Raw genomic sequence first — 15221 nt, forward strand, 5'->3', positions numbered from 1 at the left:
GGCGCGAACCGGCCTGCCCGGTCACGGACGGAAGCACACCGGCGCACTCGGCCCCGGCGCGCGCTCCGGAAAGCCGGGCGATCCGGACGCTCCCGGGCGTCAGGAGGGTTCGCCACCGCCGCGCGACGACTGCCGGGGCAGCTCCAGCGCCGCCGCGGCCGTCGAGTCGCAGTACTCCCGCACCGCGCTGGTCCGCGCCACCACGCGCCCCCGGTGCACCACAAGACGGCTGTACGCGAGCGACAGCACGCCCTCGATCCGCCGCCCCCGCACGGCCAGCAACTCCGCGGGGAAGCCCGCCTCCACGCGCACCTCCGGCAGCCCCATCGCGGCCCGCGCGCAGCCGCTGACGGCCTCGTACGCCTCCTGGGGCCGCAGTTCGCCGCGCGAGGCCAGCAGGAAGGCGGCCTCCAGGGGATCGCCACGGCCCACGGGGTTGGCGGCGTCCCGCAGCGCCCCGCTGCCCGCCGTCACGCGCACGCCCGCCCGCCGCAGCAGCCGCACCGGCGCGCAGCGCGAGACCCGGGCGGCGTGCTGCTCCAGGGCCGCGCAGTCGCCCTGCGGCAGGCACACCACGGTCACCTCGGCGGCCGCGAGCTGCTCGGCGGCCCGTACGGCCTGCTCGTACGGGAGCCGGGCCAGGCCGCCGCACGGGCCGACGGCGACGCGCGGGCGCAGACCCCCGGCCATGGCGGTGAGCCGGGCGAGCCGGGCCGGGTCGGCGCCGTCGGTGTGCAGGTCGACGGGGCAGCCGTGCTCGGCGGCGAGCCCCAGTACGGCCTCGGCGTAGCCGGTGGGGTCAGGGTCGAGGTCGGGGCAACCGCCCACGGCCGCGCCCATCTTCACGGCGTCCCGCAGCATGGCCAGCCCGTCGGCCCCGGCGGCGCCGGTGAGCAGCCGGGGGACGGCGACGGCGGTCAGGTCGGTGAGGCCGCGCAGCGCCCGCCGCGCCTGGAGGACGGCCTCCAGCGAGCGCAGGCCCTGGAGACCGCCGATCCGGACGTGGCAGCGGAGCGCGGTGGCGCCGTGCCCGAGCTGGAGCAGGGCGGCCTCGGTGGCGCGCCGCTGGACGTCCTCGACGCCGTACGGGACGGGGCCGTCCGCGTCCGCGGTGAACGCGGTGTCGCCGTGGCCGTGGGGCTCGGCGGGGGCGGGCAGCAGCAGATAGCCGCTGAGGTCGACGCGCGGCCCGGGGGCGAGGCTGCCGGCCGTGCCGACGGCCTCGATGCGCCCGGCGCTGAGCCGGACGTCCACGGTGCGGCCGTCGGCGAGCCGGGCGCCGCACAGCACCAGGGCGCTGTCGCCGGGCGCGGCGCCCGGCGGGACGGGGGGCGGGCCGACGGGAGGGGTGTCACCCCCGGGGTTTCTCGGGGGCTGCGGCTGGCTGTCGGGCATCGCGCTCCTCCGGGGTCCGGGGCGTGCATGATCACGCAGCGTGGTCCGAGCCTAGGGCGCGTCCGGAACGGCTTCGAGCAAGCGACGAATAGTCGTACTGGTGTGGTGCGAGCGGCGCCCGGAGGGGCCCTTGGGGCGGCCTCCGGATACGGATTTCACCTTCGGCGGCCAACCGTGTAATGTCTTCCTCGCTCGCCCCAATAGCTCAGTCGGCAGAGCGTCTCCATGGTAAGGAGAAGGTCTACGGTTCGATTCCGTATTGGGGCTCTGGTGTGTGAGGTTCCTCGCCTTCGGGCGGGGATCTCTCCCGCATCAAAGCGGTGTAGCTCAGTCGGTAGAGCAAGCGGCTCATAATCGCTGTGTCACCGGTTCAAGTCCGGTCACCGCTACACGTAGTAGCCGATTGTGGGGTCGGTCCTCCGGTCGGCTACTCTTGTCTGCGTTCATCCGTCCATTCCGTCAAGGAGCACTCACGTGGCTGCCACCGACGTCCGCCCGAAGATCACGCTGGCCTGCGTGGAGTGCAAGGAGCGGAACTACATCACCAAGAAGAACCGGCGTAACGACCCGGACCGTCTTGAGATGAAGAAGCACTGCCCGCGCTGCAACTCGCACACTGCGCACCGCGAGACCCGCTAACACAGGCTCGTTCATGAGGCCGTCCCCAGCTCTGGGGGCGGCCTCATGGCGTATCCGGGAAATCCACATCAGTCCCCTCAGGAGGTGCCGGGCCCATGGCGCTCGACCAGTCCTTCGTAGGACGGACCTATCCGGCCACCGAGCCCTATGAGGTCGGCCGGGAGAAGATCCGCGAATTCGCCGAGGCCATCGGCGACACCAATCCGGTGTACACCGACCCGGAGGCCGCCAAGGCCCTCGGCCACCCGGATGTGATCGCGCCGCCGACTTTTGTGTTCGCGATCACTTTCCGGGCGGCGGGCCAGGTCATCCAGGACCCGCAGCTGGGTCTGGACTACGACCGGGTGGTGCACGGCGACCAGAAGTTCGCCTACACCCGCCCGGTCCGCGCGGGGGACCGGCTGACGGTCACCTCCACCATCGAGACGATCAAGTCGATGGCGGGCAACGATCTGTTGACGGTCCGTGGCGAGGTGCACGACGAGACCGGTGAGCACGTGGTGACCGCGCACACGATGCTGGTGGCGCGCGCAGCCGAGGAGGCGTGATGGCCGCGAGGATTTCGTACGACGACGTCGAGGTCGGCACCGAGCTGCCCGTGCAGACCTTCCCGGTGACCCGGGACACCCTGGTCCGCTACGCGGGCGCCTCGGGCGACTTCAACCCGATCCACTGGAACGAGAAGTTCGCCAAGGAGGTCGGGCTGCCGGACGTCATCGCGCACGGCATGTTCACCATGGCGGAGGCGGCCCGCGTGGTGACCGACTGGACCGGCGACCCGGGCGCCCTCGTGGAGTACGGGGTGCGGTTCACCAAGCCGGTCGTCGTGCCGAACGACGGCGAGGGTGCGGTCATCGAGGTCGGCGGCAAGGTCGCGGCCAAGGACGACGAGGCCCGTACGGTCCGCGTCGACCTGCTGGTCAAGAGCGCCGGCCAGAAGGTGCTGGGCATGTCCCGCGCGGTGGTCCGGCTCGCCTGAGCCCGAGCACGCAGGTAAGGGGCGTCCGCCATGGCGGACGCCCCTTACCTTTGCCCTCACCCCTTGACTCGGTAAGTAAGCAGTCACTAACTTGCTTCCATGGTCAGGATGAGCGCCGAAGAGCGCCGCGAGAGCGTCATCCGTGCCGCGATCACCGAATTCGCGCGCGGTGGCTACCACGGCACCTCCACCGAGGCGATCGCCCGCAGGGTCGGCGTCTCGCAGCCGTACCTCTTCCGGCTCTTCCCCGGCAAGCAGGCCATCTTCCTCGCCGCGGCCGGGCGCTGCCTGGAGCGGACCCGCCGGGTCTTCGAGGATGTGGTCGCGGACCTGCCCGCCGACACCATGGCCGAGGAGCGGTCGCACAGGCTGGCCTCCGCGTACCAGCGACTGATCGCGGAGGACCCCGAGCAGCTGCTGATGCAGATGCAGATCTACGCGGCGGTCGCCTCCGCCGAGGCGGGCGGCGAGCGCGAGCTCGGCGAGGCGGTGCGTGCCGGGTGGGTCGAGCTGTGGGACACCGTCCACCTGGGGCTCGGTGGCGATGCCCACGAGAGCAAGAAATTCATGGCCTACGGCATGCTCGTCAACACCCTGGTCGCGCTCGGCTTCCCCGGTGACCACCACGTGTGGAACACCTTCTGGGACGAAGCCAAACCCGTCTGACCCGGCCTTTCCCGAGCGGCGCACCGCCCCTGTCCGTTCCTCGCCGGACGGGTACGCGCATGGCCGCAAAAGTTAGTAATCAATAACTAAGTTCCGGGGGACTCCCATGCAGCAGCAGACACGGCGGCGTTCCGGCGCCGTCTGGGCTCTGATCATCACCAGCACCGCCGGTTTCATGGCGGCACTCGACAACCTCGTCGTCACCACCGCCCTGCCGTCCATCCGCGGCGACCTCGGGGGAGCGCTCCCGGACCTCGAATGGACGCTCAACGCCTACACCCTCACCTACGCCGCCCTGCTGCTGACCGGAGCGGCCCTCGGTGACCGCTTCGGGCGGCGCAGGCTCTTCTCCGTCGGCGTCGCGCTCTTCACCGCCGCCTCCGCCGCCGCGGCCCTCGCCCCCGGCATCGACGGCCTGATCGCCGCACGCGCCGCGCAGGGCGTCGGCGCCGCGATCATGACGCCCCTCTCCCTGACCCTCCTCACCGCCGCCGTCCCCGCCGAACGGCGCGGCATGGCGTACGGGATCTGGGGCGCCGTCAACGGCCTCGCGGTCGCGGGCGGCCCGCTCATCGGCGGCAGCCTCACCGAACACATCTCCTGGCAGTGGATCTTCTGGCTGAACGTGCCGCTGGGCATCGCCCTGCTGCCCCTCGCCCGGCTGCGCCTGGCCGAGTCCCGCGCGCCGCGGGCCCGCCTCGACATCCCCGGCACGCTCCTCGTCACCGGCGGCCTCTTCGGGGTCGTGTACGGGCTGGTCAACGCGGACTCCCACGGCTGGACCAGCGCCCGGGTGCTCACCGGCCTGACCGCGGGCGGCGCGCTCCTCGGCGGCTTCGTCCACCACGGCTTCCACAACAGGAAGCCCGTCCTGCCCATGCGGCTCTTCGGCAACCGGGCGTTTGCCACGGTCAACGCGGCCGGGCTGCTGATGTTCCTCGGCATGTTCGGGTCGATCTTCCTGCTCAGCCAGTTCATGCAGGACGTGTGCGGCTACTCGCCCACCGAGGCGGGGCTGCGGATGCTGCCCTGGACCGGCGCACCGATGATCGTCGCGCCGCTGGCCGGCTATCTGTCCGACCGCATCGGCGGCCGCACGGTCGTGGCCGCCGGCCTCGCCCTCCAGGCACTCGGCCTCGCACTGTTCGCCCTGGTGCTCGCGCCCGACGTGCCGTACGCGGCGCAGCTCCCCGCGCTGATCGTCAGCGGAGTGGGGATGGCGATGTACTTCGCGCCCGCCGCCAACCTCGTGATGTCCAGCGTCGGCCCCGCCGACCAGGGCATCGCGTCCGGGGCCAACAGCGCGCTGCGCGAGGTCGGCGGGGCGCTCGGGGTCGCGGTCCTCGCCTCCGTCTTCTCCGCGCAGGGCGGCTACGGGTCGGCCACGGCTTTCGCCGACGGGATCGTGCCGGCGCTGTGGGTGGGGGCGGGGGCCGTCGGGGTGGCGGCGGTGGTGGCGGTGTTGATACCGGGGGCGCTGCCGCGGCGGGTGCGGGAACGGGTGGCGGCGTAAGGGGTTGCCCGGGGCGCCTCCCGGACTCCGGCTGCGGGCCTTTCCCCTACCCGCTTCCCGAACTGGGGCTCCGCCCCAGACCCCGCAACACGGCTTCGCCGCGTTGTCCTCAAACGCCGGACGGGCTGGATTTGCGGACCGTGGTTCTTTGACCTGCGGCCCGCAGGCTGCGGACTACGCCGGCAAAATCAGCCCGTCCGGCGATTGAGGACGCGCCCGAAGGGCGCCCCCGCCGCAGGCGGCAGACGGCCCGCAGACTCAAGGCCACGGTCGGCAATCCAGCCCGTCCGGCGTTTGAGGACGCGGCCGCAGGCCGCCCCCGCCGCAGGCGGCGAACCGGCCCGCAGGCGGCGAACCGGACCGTAGACAGGGGGGTGCAGGCGGAGCCCCAGGTGCCGCCGAGCGCAGCGGATACGCTGGGGCGCGTGCAGGAAATCCACGACGCCCCCCTCGCCCCGCTGACCACCTTCCGGCTCGGTGGCCCCGCCACCCGCCTGGTCACCGCCACCACCGACGACGAGGTGATCGCGGCCGTCCGCGAAGCCGACGCGAGCGGCACCCCGCTGCTGATCATCGGCGGTGGCAGCAACCTGGTCATCTCCGACAAGGGCTTCGAGGGCACCGCCCTGCGCATCGCCACCACCGGCTTCACCCTCGACGGCACCGACCTCGAACTCGCCGCCGGCGAGAACTGGTCCGACGCCGTGGCCCGCACCGTCGAGGCCGGTCTCGCCGGCGTCGAGTGCCTCGCCGGGATTCCCGGCTCCGCCGGTGCCACCCCGATCCAGAACGTCGGCGCGTACGGCCAGGAGGTCTCCGCGACGATCACCGAGGTCGTGGCCTACGACCGGCACGCCGGCGAGGTCGTCACCCTCGCCAACGAGGACTGCGCCTTCTCCTACCGCCACAGCCGTTTCAAGGAGGACCCCGCGCGGCACGTCGTCCTCCGTGTCCGCTTCCGGCTGGAGGACGCGGGCGGGCTGTCCGCGCCGATCAAGTACGCGGAGACGGCCCGCGCGCTCGGCGTCGAGCCCGGCGACCGGGTGCCCGCCGCAACGGCCCGCGCGACCGTGCTGAAGCTGCGGGGCGGCAAGGGCATGGTCCTCGATCCCGCGGATCACGACACCTGGTCGGCGGGGTCCTTCTTCACCAACCCGATCCTCACGGAGGCGGAGCACGCGGCCTTCCTCGGCCGGGTGGCCGAGCGGCTGGGCGGGGACGTCACCCCGCCCGCGTACCCCGCCGGGGACGGGCACATCAAGACCTCCGCGGCCTGGCTGATCGACAAGGCGGGCTACACCAAGGGGTACGGCAGCGGCCCGGCCCGCATCTCGACCAAGCACACGCTCGCGCTGACCAACCGCGGCGAGGCCACCACGGAGGACCTGCTCGCGCTGGCGCGCGAGGTCCGCGACGGCGTCCGCGAAGCCTTTGGGGTGACCCTGGTCAACGAACCGGTGACGGTGGGCGTCAGCCTTTAGTTCCTCACCTCGCCTGGCTGTCCCGCCGTGGCCCGCCTGCGGCGGTGGCGGCCTGCGGCCGCGTCCTCAATCGCCGGACGGGCTGGCTTGCCAGCCGTGGCCTTGAGTCTGCGGGCCGTCTGCCGCCTGCGGCGGGAGCGCCCTTCGGCCGCGTCCTCAATCGCCGGACGGGCTGATTTTGCCGGCGTAGTCCGCAGCCTGCGGGCCGCAGGCCGAAGAGCCGCGGTCCGCACATCCAGCCCGTCCTGGGGGCACCTCCTGGGGGTCCCCCCGGACGGAGTCTGGGGGAAGTAGCTGGGGGAGTTTGAGGACACCGGTACGGGCTACGCCGCCAGCCAGGTGTCCACCCCCGTCAGGAGTGCCGCCCGCACGGGCTCCGGGGCCCGTGAGCCGCGGATCGACTGGCGGGCCAGCTCCGCCAGTTCCACGTCCGTGAAGCCGTGATGCTCGCGCGCCAGCGCGTACTGCGCGGCCAGCCGGGAGCCGAAGAGGAGCGGGTCGTCCGCGCCGAGCGCTATCGGCACGCCCGCCTCGTACAGCGTGCGCAGCGGCACGTCGGACGGCTTCTCGTAGACGCCCAGGGCCACGTTCGAGGACGGGCAGACCTCGCACGTCACCCCCCGCTCCGCGAGCTTGCGGAGCAGCCTGGGGTCCTCCGCCGCGCGGACGCCGTGTCCGACGCGGCCCGCGCGCAGGTCGTCCAGGCAGTCGCGGACGCTGCCGGGGCCCGCCAGCTCGCCGCCGTGCGGCGCGGCGAGGAGACCACCCTCCCGGGCGATCTCGAAGGCGCGGTCGAAGTCCCGGGCGAGCCCGCGCCGCTCGTCGTTGGAGAGCCCGAAGCCGATGACCCCCCGGTCCGCGTAGCGCACGGCGAGCCGGGCCAGCGTGCGGGCGTCCAGCGGGTGCTTCATGCGGTTCGCGGCGACGATGACGCGCATGCCGAGACCGGTGTCCCGCGACGCGCTGTCGACGGCGTCCAGGATGATCTCCAGGGCCGGGATCAGCCCGCCGAGCCGCGGCGCGTACGAGGTGGGGTCGACCTGGATCTCCAGCCAGCCCGAGCCGTCGCGCACGTCCTCCTCGGCGGCCTCGCGCACCAGCCGCCGGATGTCCTCGGGGGAGCGCAGGCAGGACCGGGCGATGTCGTAGAGCCGCTGGAAGCGGAACCAGCCCCGCTCGTCCGTGGCCCGCAGCTGTGGGGGCTCGCCGCCGCTCAGCGCGTCGGGCAGGTGCACCCCGTACTTGTCGGCCAGCTCCAGCAGCGTCGACGGGCGCATCGACCCGGTGAAGTGCAGGTGCAGATGGGCCTTCGGCAGCGTACGGACGTCGCGAACGTTCTCCATTGGCCGATCCTGCCGCACGGGACGGGGTGACCGGAAGGCACTTTCCCTGATCGGAGGCGGAACCGAAAGCAAATGCGGGCCCCCGGCCGCAGCCGGGGGCCCGCATCGGGGGAGTGTCGCGCTACTTGGCCTCGGCCAGCAGCTTCTGGATCCGGGAGACGCCCTCGACCAGGTCCTCGTCGCCCAGGGCGTACGAGAGCCGCAGGTAGCCCGGCGTGCCGAAGGCCTCGCCCGGCACCACCGCGACCTCGACCTCGTCGAGGATCAGGGCGGCCAGCTCCACGGAGGTGGCGGGCCGCTTGCCGCGGATCTCCTTGCCGAGCAGCCCCTTCACGGACGGGTAGGCGTAGAACGCGCCCTCCGGCTCCGGGCAGAGCACGCCGTCGATCTCGTTGAGCATCCGCGTGATCGTCCGGCGGCGGCGGTCGAACGCCTTCCGCATCTCCGCGACGGCCTCCAGGTCACCGGAGACGGCGGCCAGCGCGGCGACCTGCGCCACGTTGGAGACGTTGGAGGTCGCGTGCGACTGCAGGTTGGTCGCGGCCTTGACCACGTCGTTCGGGCCGATGATCCAGCCCACGCGCCAGCCCGTCATCGCGTACGTCTTGGCGACACCGTTGACCACGATGCACTTATCGCGCAGCTCCGGCACGACCACCGGCAGCGAGCAGAACTCGGCGTCGCCGTAGACCAGGTGCTCGTAGATCTCGTCGGTGAGCACCCACAGACCGTGCTCGGCGGCCCAGCGGCCGATCTCCTCGACCTGCTCGCGGCTGTAGACCGCGCCGGTCGGGTTCGACGGGGAGACGAAGAGCAGGACCTTGGTCCGCTCGGTGCGGGCCGCCTCCAGCTGCTCGACGGAGACGCGGTAGCCGGTGGTCTCGTCCGCGACGACCTCGACCGGCACGCCGCCCGCGAGGCGGATCGACTCCGGGTAGGTGGTCCAGTACGGCGCGGGCACGATGACCTCGTCGCCCGGGTCGAGGATGGCGGCGAACGCCTGGTAGATGGCCTGCTTGCCGCCGTTGGTGACCAGCACCTGGGAGGCGTCGACCTCGTAGCCGGAGTCGCGCAGTGTCTTGGCGGCGATCGCGGCCTTCAGCTCGGGCAGGCCGCCGGCCGGCGTGTAGCGGTGGTACTTCGGGGTGCGGCACGCCTCCACCGCGGCCTCGACGATGTAGCCGGGCGTGGGGAAGTCGGGCTCGCCCGCGCCGAAGCCGATCACCGGGCGTCCGGCGGCCTTGAGGGCCTTCGCCTTGGCGTCCACGGCGAGGGTCGCCGACTCGGAGATCGATCCGATACGGGCCGACACCCGGCGCTCGGTGGGGGACTGTACGGGGGGCTCGGAAGGAGTCGCAGCGGTCATGCAGGCATCGTCGCAGACGGGGGACGAAGGGGGCACATGCGTTGCGCGCAGCGGACGGTCCGGGAGGGCCCAGGGTGGCGCTGTTCGACGCGGGCCCGCGGAGCACGTACACTCAACCGTCGTTGGCCCCTCACCGGCGCATCCAGTGCACGCACTCCGTGCGTACGCCCGGATGCGGTAGGTTGGGGGAACCACAAAGGGTCGTAGCTCAATTGGTAGAGCACTGGTCTCCAAAACCAGCGGTTGGGGGTTCAAGTCCCTTCGGCCCTGCTACACGCATCGTTTCCAGGGTGCGTGCATGCGTACGTACTGAAATGCACCGCCGTGCGGCTCAACCGGGCGCGGCACGGTCACGACCCGGATTCAGGTGAGGACGTAGTGACGGAAGCCCTTGGCTCCACCGCGACGCCTGAGAGCGGTCGTCCTGAGGACGAGGTGGCCACCAAGAAGGGCCGCCGTGGTGGAAAGCGCGGGAAGAAGGGCCCCTTCGGCCGCCTCGCACTCTTCTACCGTCAGATCGTCGCCGAACTCCGCAAGGTCGTCTGGCCCACCCGGAGTCAGCTGTCGACGTACACCACCGTGGTGATCGTCTTTGTCGTCATCGTCATTGGCCTGGTCACCGTGATTGACTATGGGTTCTCCCAAGCCGTCAAGTACGTCTTCGGCTGAACCCGCGCGTAAGGCGGCCTCCCCAGGGGGGACCGCCTCTTCGCACGTTCCACCCCTTGAAGCCAGGAAGAAGCAGCCACGTGTCTGACCCGAACCTGAACGACGCCGTCGACTCCGTCGAGGCGGCAGAGGCCGACGTGGACGCGGCTGTCTCGGCCGAGGTCGAGGGCGACGACACCGCGCAGGAGATCGTCGAGAACGCCGACGGCATCGACGAGCTCGATGCCGAGGACGCCGCCGCCGGTGAGCCCGCGGAGCAGGCCGCCATCCACGTAGAGGGCGACGCCGAGTCCGAGGCCGCCGCCGCGGTCGAGGCCGACGAGGCACCCGCCGAGGAGCCGGCCCCGGTCGACCCCGTCGCCGCACTCCGCGACGAGCTGCGCGGTCTGCCCGGCGAGTGGTACGTCATCCACACCTACGCGGGTTACGAGAACCGCGTGAAGACCAACCTCGAGCAGCGCGCCGTCTCGCTCAACGTCGAGGACTACATCTTCCAGGCCGAGGTGCCGCAGGAAGAGGTCGTCCAGATCAAGAACGGCGACCGCCGCACCGTCCGTCAGAACAAGCTCCCCGGCTACGTCCTGGTGCGCATGGACCTGACGAACGAGTCCTGGGGCGTCGTCCGCAACACCCCGGGTGTCACCGGCTTCGTCGGCAACGCCTACGACCCGTACCCGCTGACCCTGGACGAGATCGTCAAGATGCTCGCCCCGGAGGCCGAGGAGAAGGCCGCCCGCGAGGCCGCCGAGGCCGAGGGCAAGCCCGTCCCGCAGCGCAAGGTCGAGGTCCAGGTGCTGGACTTCGAGGTCGGCGACTCGGTCACCGTCACGGACGGCCCGTTCGCCACGCTGCAGGCCACGATCAACGAGATCAACGCCGACTCGAAGAAGGTCAAGGGCCTCGTCGAGATCTTCGGCCGCGAGACCCCGGTCGAGCTCAGCTTCGACCAGATCCAGAAGAACTAGCTTCTTCCGGACACCAGCTTCCGAACAGGTCAGACCGGCTGCTCGCAGCCCGTCTGACCTGCTCGGTTTTTGGCCGCAGCATGTTACCCGTTATCGTGGTGCGGTATGCCTGCGCGCACTGTGCGCATGGCAAAAAACTCTCACTAGGACCCGGAGAGAGCAATGCCTCCCAAGAAGAAGAAGATCACGGGGCTTATCAAGCTCCAGATCAGCGCCGGTGCCGCCAACCCGGCCCCGCCGGTCGGCCCCGCGCTGGGTCAGCACGGCGTCAACATCATGGAGTTCTGCAAGGCCTACAACGCCGCGACCGAGTCGCAGCGTGGCATGGTCGTGCCGGTGGAGATCACGGTCTACGAAGACCGTTCCTTCACCTTCGTCACCAAGACTCCGCCGGCCGCGAAGCTGATCCTCAAGGCCGCGGGCGTGGAGAAGGGCTCCGGCGAGCCGCACACCAAGAAGGTCGCGAAGATCACCCGCGACCAGGTCCGTGACATCGCCACCACGAAGATGCCCGACCTGAACGCCAACGACCTGGACGCCGCCGAGAAGATCATCGCCGGCACCGCCCGTTCCATGGGCATCACGGTCGAGGGCTGACAGCCTCCCACCCGCAGTACCCGTGGCAGGACCGCGCTGGTCCGTACCACGACTCCATTCAGCACTGAGGAGAAGCAGTGAAGCGCAGCAAGACTCTCCGCGCTGCGGACGCCAAGGTCGAGGCGGAGCGCCTGTACGCCCCCCTCGAGGCCGTCCGTCTCGCGAAGGACACCTCCGCCACCAAGTTCGACGCGACCGTCGAGGTTGCCATGCGCCTGGGTGTCGACCCGCGCAAGGCCGACCAGATGGTCCGCGGCACCGTGAACCTCCCGCACGGCACCGGCAAGACCGCCCGGGTCCTGGTCTTCGCGACCGGTGACCGTGCTGCGGCCGCGGAAGCCGCGGGCGCCGACATCGTCGGCTCCGACGAACTGATCGACGAGGTTGCGAAGGGCCGTCTGGACTTCGACGCCGTCGTCGCCACCCCGGACCTCATGGGCAAGGTCGGCCGCCTCGGCCGCGTGCTCGGTCCGCGTGGTCTGATGCCGAACCCGAAGACCGGCACGGTCACCCCGGACGTGGCGAAGGCTGTCACGGACATCAAGGGCGGCAAGATCGAGTTCCGCGTCGACAAGCACTCGAACCTGCACTTCATCATCGGCAAGGTGTCGTTCGACGAGGCCAAGCTGGTCGAGAACTACGCCGCGGCGCTCGAGGAGATCACCCGCCTCAAGCCGTCCGCCGCGAAGGGTCGCTACATCAAGAAGGCGACCATGACGACGACGATGGGCCCCAGCATCCCGCTGGACTCCAACCGCACCCGCAACCTCCTCGTCGAGGACGAGACGGTCTGAAACGACCGCTCGTAGCGTGTAGCGCATCGATCGCGGAGCCGGGCCCCGCACCTCTTCGGAGGTGCGGGGCCCGGCTCTTTTGCGCGAGCCCTTTGTCCGGGCCGTTTGTTCGGTATCCGTTAATTCGATGGGCCGCTGTCAGGGGTGGGGACTACGATCCTGATGATCGCCATGTGATCGTATTTGGCGGTCGATGTCGTATTTCGAGGATCTTGGGGGGACCAATGCGTTCGACCTACCGCAACGCGGCGGGTGCCGTGCTGTCCGTTTCGCTGCTGTGCGGCACCGTGGCCTGCTCGGGCTCGGGGGAGAGCAAGGCGGCACCGGCGGCGAGCGGGTCGGTGGCGGCGAAGGACGGCGGCCGTCAGGGCGCCCAGAAGCCCGCCGACGGGACGACCCTGGCCGCGGTGCGGCGGGCCACCGCCAAGACCGAGGGCATCACCTCGCTCTCGTACACCATGACCGGGCAGATGCCCGAGAGCGGCACCGTCGACGGCGAAGCGGCCATGGACGTGAAGTCGCGGGCCATGCGCATGAAGATGAAGGTCAAGGGCGCCTCGGCCGACGAGTCCGGCACGGTCGAGCTCCGGGCCCTCGACGGCGCCTTCTACATGAAGGCGGCCAACGAGGCGGACGGCGAGTCGCGCTGGCTCAAGCTCGACCTGTCCGGCCTCCAGGGCGCCGGAAGCTCCAAGGCGTCGCTCGGCGGCCAGGCCGAACGGAACCCGGCGGACGAGGCGAGCGGCATCGGCAGCGCCAAGGACCTCACCAAGGTCGGCGAGGAGACCGTCGACGGGGTGAAGACCACCCACTACACCGGCACCGTCACCCTCGACCAGATGCGCGAGAGCCTGAAGGACAAGCCCGCCGACGTACGGCAGCGCCGGGAGAAGAACCTGGAGCAGTACGCGAAGATGGGCGCCGACAAGCTCCAGATGGACATCTGGGTCGACGGGCAGGACCACACCAAGCAGTTCCGCACCCGGTCCACGACGACCAAGGGCCCGCTGGACCTGACCATGAAGTTCGTCGACGTCAACAAGCCGGTCACGGTGGAGGCGCCGCCCGCCTCCGAGGTCATGGACCTCGCCGAGCTGGGGAAGGCCGCGAAGGCGGCGAAGGGCGCCGACAGCGCCTGATCACGGTCGATTTGCTTCGGCGTGTCACGTCCCGTACCTTGTTCCAGAAGCCAAAGACCGCTGGTCGTTGCTGTGCCTTCATCGTGAAGGTGTGGTGGCCGAAGGATCCGCTAGCTGCGGGCGACCTGCGCAGGTGATCTGGAGTCGAACTCCCGCAAGGACGTCGCGTCCGAACGGTCGAGTCACGCCCCGAGCGCCCGCGCCGGGGCGTTTCGTTTTGCCCAGGTCCCTTCTCGCGCCTATGCGGTCCGAATCACCCGGAAGGAGGCCGAGGCTCATGGCGAGGCCCGACAAGTCCGCCGCGGTTGCCGAGCTGACGGACAAGTTCCGCAGCTCCAACGCCGCCGTGCTGACCGAGTACCGCGGTCTCACCGTGGCGCAGCTCAAGACGCTGCGTCGTTCGCTCGGTGAGAACGCCCAGTACGCCGTGGTGAAGAACACGCTGACCAAGATTGCGGCCAACGAGGCCGGGATCACGCTGGAGGACGAGCTCTTCGCTGGTCCGACGGCCGTCGCCTTCGTCACCGGTGACCCGGTGGAGTCGGCGAAGGGTCTGCGTGACTTCGCCAAGGACAACCCCAACCTGATCATCAAGGGCGGTGTCCTTGATGGCAAGGCGCTGTCCGCCGATGAGATCAAGAAGCTTGCGGACCTCGAGTCCCGCGAGGTTCTGCTCGCCAAGCTGGCGGGCGCCATGAAGGGCAAGCAGTCCCAGGCTGCCGCGCTCTTCCAGGCGCTTCCCTCGAAGTTCGTCCGCACCGCGGAGGCGCTTCGTGCCAAGCAGGCCGAGCAGGGCGGTGCCGAGTAATTCGGCTCGCGCATTGATCAGCGCCGCTTGAGGCGCCGATCGCAGCGGGCCGACAGTACGCCCGCCTTCATGTACATCCGGCACCAGCCGATTTAGTGGAAGGATCGCCCATCATGGCGAAGCTCTCTCAGGAAGACCTGCTCGCTCAGTTCGAGGACATGACCCTCATCGACCTGGCCGCGTTCGTCAAGGCGTTCGAGGAGAAGTTCGACGTCACCGCCGCTGCCCCGGTCGCCGTTGCCGCCGCCGGTGGCGCCGCTGCCGCCGCTGAGGCCGTCGAGGAGCAGGACGAGTTCGACGTCATCCTCACCGCCGCCGGTGACAAGAAGATCCAGGTCATCAAGGTCGTGCGCGAGCTGACCTCCCTGGGTCTGAAGGAGGCCAAGGACCTCGTCGACGGCACCCCGAAGCCGGTCCTCGAGAAGGTTGCCAAGGACGCCGCGGAGAAGGCCGCCGAGGCCCTCAAGGGCGCCGGCGCCTCCGTCGAGGTCAAGTGACCTTCGGAGTCTGCTGACTCTCTCCTGCGCGACCGGGCACGTCCCGGGAGCGTGTAAGTTTCAAGGGCGATCACCCATGCGGGTGGTCGCCCTTGGGCGTTCCCGCGACGGCTGCCTTGCCCCGGGCGTCCGGGCGAGTATGGTGATCTTCGTTGTCTGTCGGGAGCGCTTGGGAAGGCGGTCCGGCGGCGGCCGAGGGGGCGCCACGGGAGGCGCCCGGGGGCCGAGGGGCCTTGACGAACGGCACGCCGCGCGCAATTCTCAGGACGCGTCGTCACATCGATCCGCAGCCCGAGGCATGGATCGGCGGCGAAGAGGGAAGCCTTGCTCCAGGCAATGAGGAACAACAGGATCCCGGAGGGAGAGATTG

At 70.5% G+C, this 15221-nt stretch carries 16 protein-coding genes and 3 tRNA genes; 16 read left to right on the plus strand and 3 right to left on the minus strand.

The features are described 5' to 3' along the window. Positions 1-99: 99 nt before the first annotated feature. A complete protein-coding gene (locus ACWD4A_RS12540) occupies positions 100-1395 on the minus strand; it encodes an amidohydrolase family protein (RefSeq protein WP_451192871.1) in 1296 nt (431 codons plus the stop codon). Positions 1396-1589: 194 nt separating this feature from the next. Here ACWD4A_RS12540 and ACWD4A_RS12545 point away from each other — a divergent pair. The 8 genes from ACWD4A_RS12545 (at position 1590) to ACWD4A_RS12580 (ending at position 6673) form a co-directional block, all read left to right on the plus strand. Continuing rightward, positions 1590-1662: transfer RNA gene (locus tag ACWD4A_RS12545), tRNA-Thr, on the plus strand. A 49-nt stretch (positions 1663-1711) separates the two neighbouring features. After that, a tRNA-Met gene (locus tag ACWD4A_RS12550) sits at positions 1712-1784 on the plus strand. An 85-nt stretch (positions 1785-1869) separates the two neighbouring features. After that, complete coding sequence (rpmG, locus tag ACWD4A_RS12555; protein ID WP_006604855.1) at positions 1870-2034, plus strand: 50S ribosomal protein L33; 165 nt, start codon at positions 1870-1872, stop codon at positions 2032-2034. 95 nt (positions 2035-2129) lie between these two features. Then, positions 2130-2582 (plus strand): FAS1-like dehydratase domain-containing protein, encoded by a 453-nt coding sequence (locus tag ACWD4A_RS12560; protein WP_451192873.1) that lies wholly within the window; start codon positions 2130-2132, stop codon positions 2580-2582. Beyond that, complete coding sequence (locus tag ACWD4A_RS12565) at positions 2582-3013, plus strand: MaoC family dehydratase (protein WP_451192874.1); 432 nt, start codon at positions 2582-2584, stop codon at positions 3011-3013. Before ACWD4A_RS12560 ends, ACWD4A_RS12565 begins: the two co-directional genes overlap by 1 nt. 99 nt (positions 3014-3112) lie before the next feature. Continuing rightward, positions 3113-3679, plus strand: a complete 567-nt coding sequence (locus ACWD4A_RS12570) for a TetR/AcrR family transcriptional regulator (protein WP_451192876.1) — start codon at positions 3113-3115, stop codon at positions 3677-3679. Positions 3680-3785: 106 nt separating this feature from the next. Then, positions 3786-5192, plus strand: coding sequence for a DHA2 family efflux MFS transporter permease subunit (locus ACWD4A_RS12575; protein WP_451192877.1), 1407 nt, complete (start codon positions 3786-3788; stop codon positions 5190-5192). Positions 5193-5617: 425 nt separating this feature from the next. Then, complete coding sequence (locus ACWD4A_RS12580) at positions 5618-6673, plus strand: UDP-N-acetylmuramate dehydrogenase (protein WP_451192879.1); 1056 nt, start codon at positions 5618-5620, stop codon at positions 6671-6673. Between the two features lie 323 nt (positions 6674-6996). Here the strand turns inward: ACWD4A_RS12580 and ACWD4A_RS12585 are convergent, their stop codons facing one another. Next, positions 6997-8016: an adenosine deaminase gene (locus ACWD4A_RS12585; RefSeq protein WP_451192881.1), complete on the minus strand. Its 1020-nt coding sequence runs from the start codon at positions 8014-8016 to the stop codon at positions 6997-6999. Positions 8017-8137: 121 nt separating this feature from the next. Continuing rightward, on the minus strand, positions 8138-9382 hold the full coding sequence (locus tag ACWD4A_RS12590; protein ID WP_451192883.1) for a pyridoxal phosphate-dependent aminotransferase: 1245 nt from the start codon (positions 9380-9382) through the stop codon (positions 8138-8140). Between the two features lie 197 nt (positions 9383-9579). Between ACWD4A_RS12590 and ACWD4A_RS12595 the strand changes: the two genes are divergently transcribed. The 8 genes from ACWD4A_RS12595 (at position 9580) to rplL (ending at position 14851) form a co-directional block, all read left to right on the plus strand. Next, positions 9580-9652: transfer RNA gene (locus tag ACWD4A_RS12595), tRNA-Trp, on the plus strand. 108 nt (positions 9653-9760) lie between these two features. Next, positions 9761-10051, plus strand: coding sequence for a preprotein translocase subunit SecE (secE, locus tag ACWD4A_RS12600; protein WP_451192886.1), 291 nt, complete (start codon positions 9761-9763; stop codon positions 10049-10051). An 80-nt stretch (positions 10052-10131) separates the two neighbouring features. Next, the gene (gene nusG / locus ACWD4A_RS12605) at positions 10132-11016 is read left to right on the plus strand and encodes a transcription termination/antitermination protein NusG (RefSeq protein WP_451192889.1); all 885 of its coding nucleotides are present in this window, start codon (positions 10132-10134) and stop codon (positions 11014-11016) included. A gap of 162 nt (positions 11017-11178) precedes the next feature. Beyond that, positions 11179-11613, plus strand: coding sequence for a 50S ribosomal protein L11 (gene rplK / locus ACWD4A_RS12610; protein ID WP_344090679.1), 435 nt, complete (start codon positions 11179-11181; stop codon positions 11611-11613). Positions 11614-11690: 77 nt separating this feature from the next. After that, positions 11691-12407, plus strand: coding sequence for a 50S ribosomal protein L1 (gene rplA / locus ACWD4A_RS12615; RefSeq protein WP_095581190.1), 717 nt, complete (start codon positions 11691-11693; stop codon positions 12405-12407). Between the two features lie 224 nt (positions 12408-12631). Next, the gene (locus tag ACWD4A_RS12620) at positions 12632-13546 is read left to right on the plus strand and encodes a DUF1396 domain-containing protein (RefSeq protein WP_451192892.1); all 915 of its coding nucleotides are present in this window, start codon (positions 12632-12634) and stop codon (positions 13544-13546) included. A gap of 277 nt (positions 13547-13823) precedes the next feature. After that, positions 13824-14354, plus strand: a complete 531-nt coding sequence (rplJ, locus tag ACWD4A_RS12625; RefSeq protein ID WP_451192895.1) for a 50S ribosomal protein L10 — start codon at positions 13824-13826, stop codon at positions 14352-14354. Positions 14355-14467: 113 nt separating this feature from the next. Further along, entirely contained in the window at positions 14468-14851 is a 384-nt protein-coding gene (gene rplL / locus ACWD4A_RS12630; protein WP_451192898.1) for a 50S ribosomal protein L7/L12, read from the plus strand. The last annotated feature ends 370 nt before the right edge of the window (positions 14852-15221 follow it).

It is taken from the genome of Streptomyces sp. NPDC002537 (assembly GCF_053594975.1).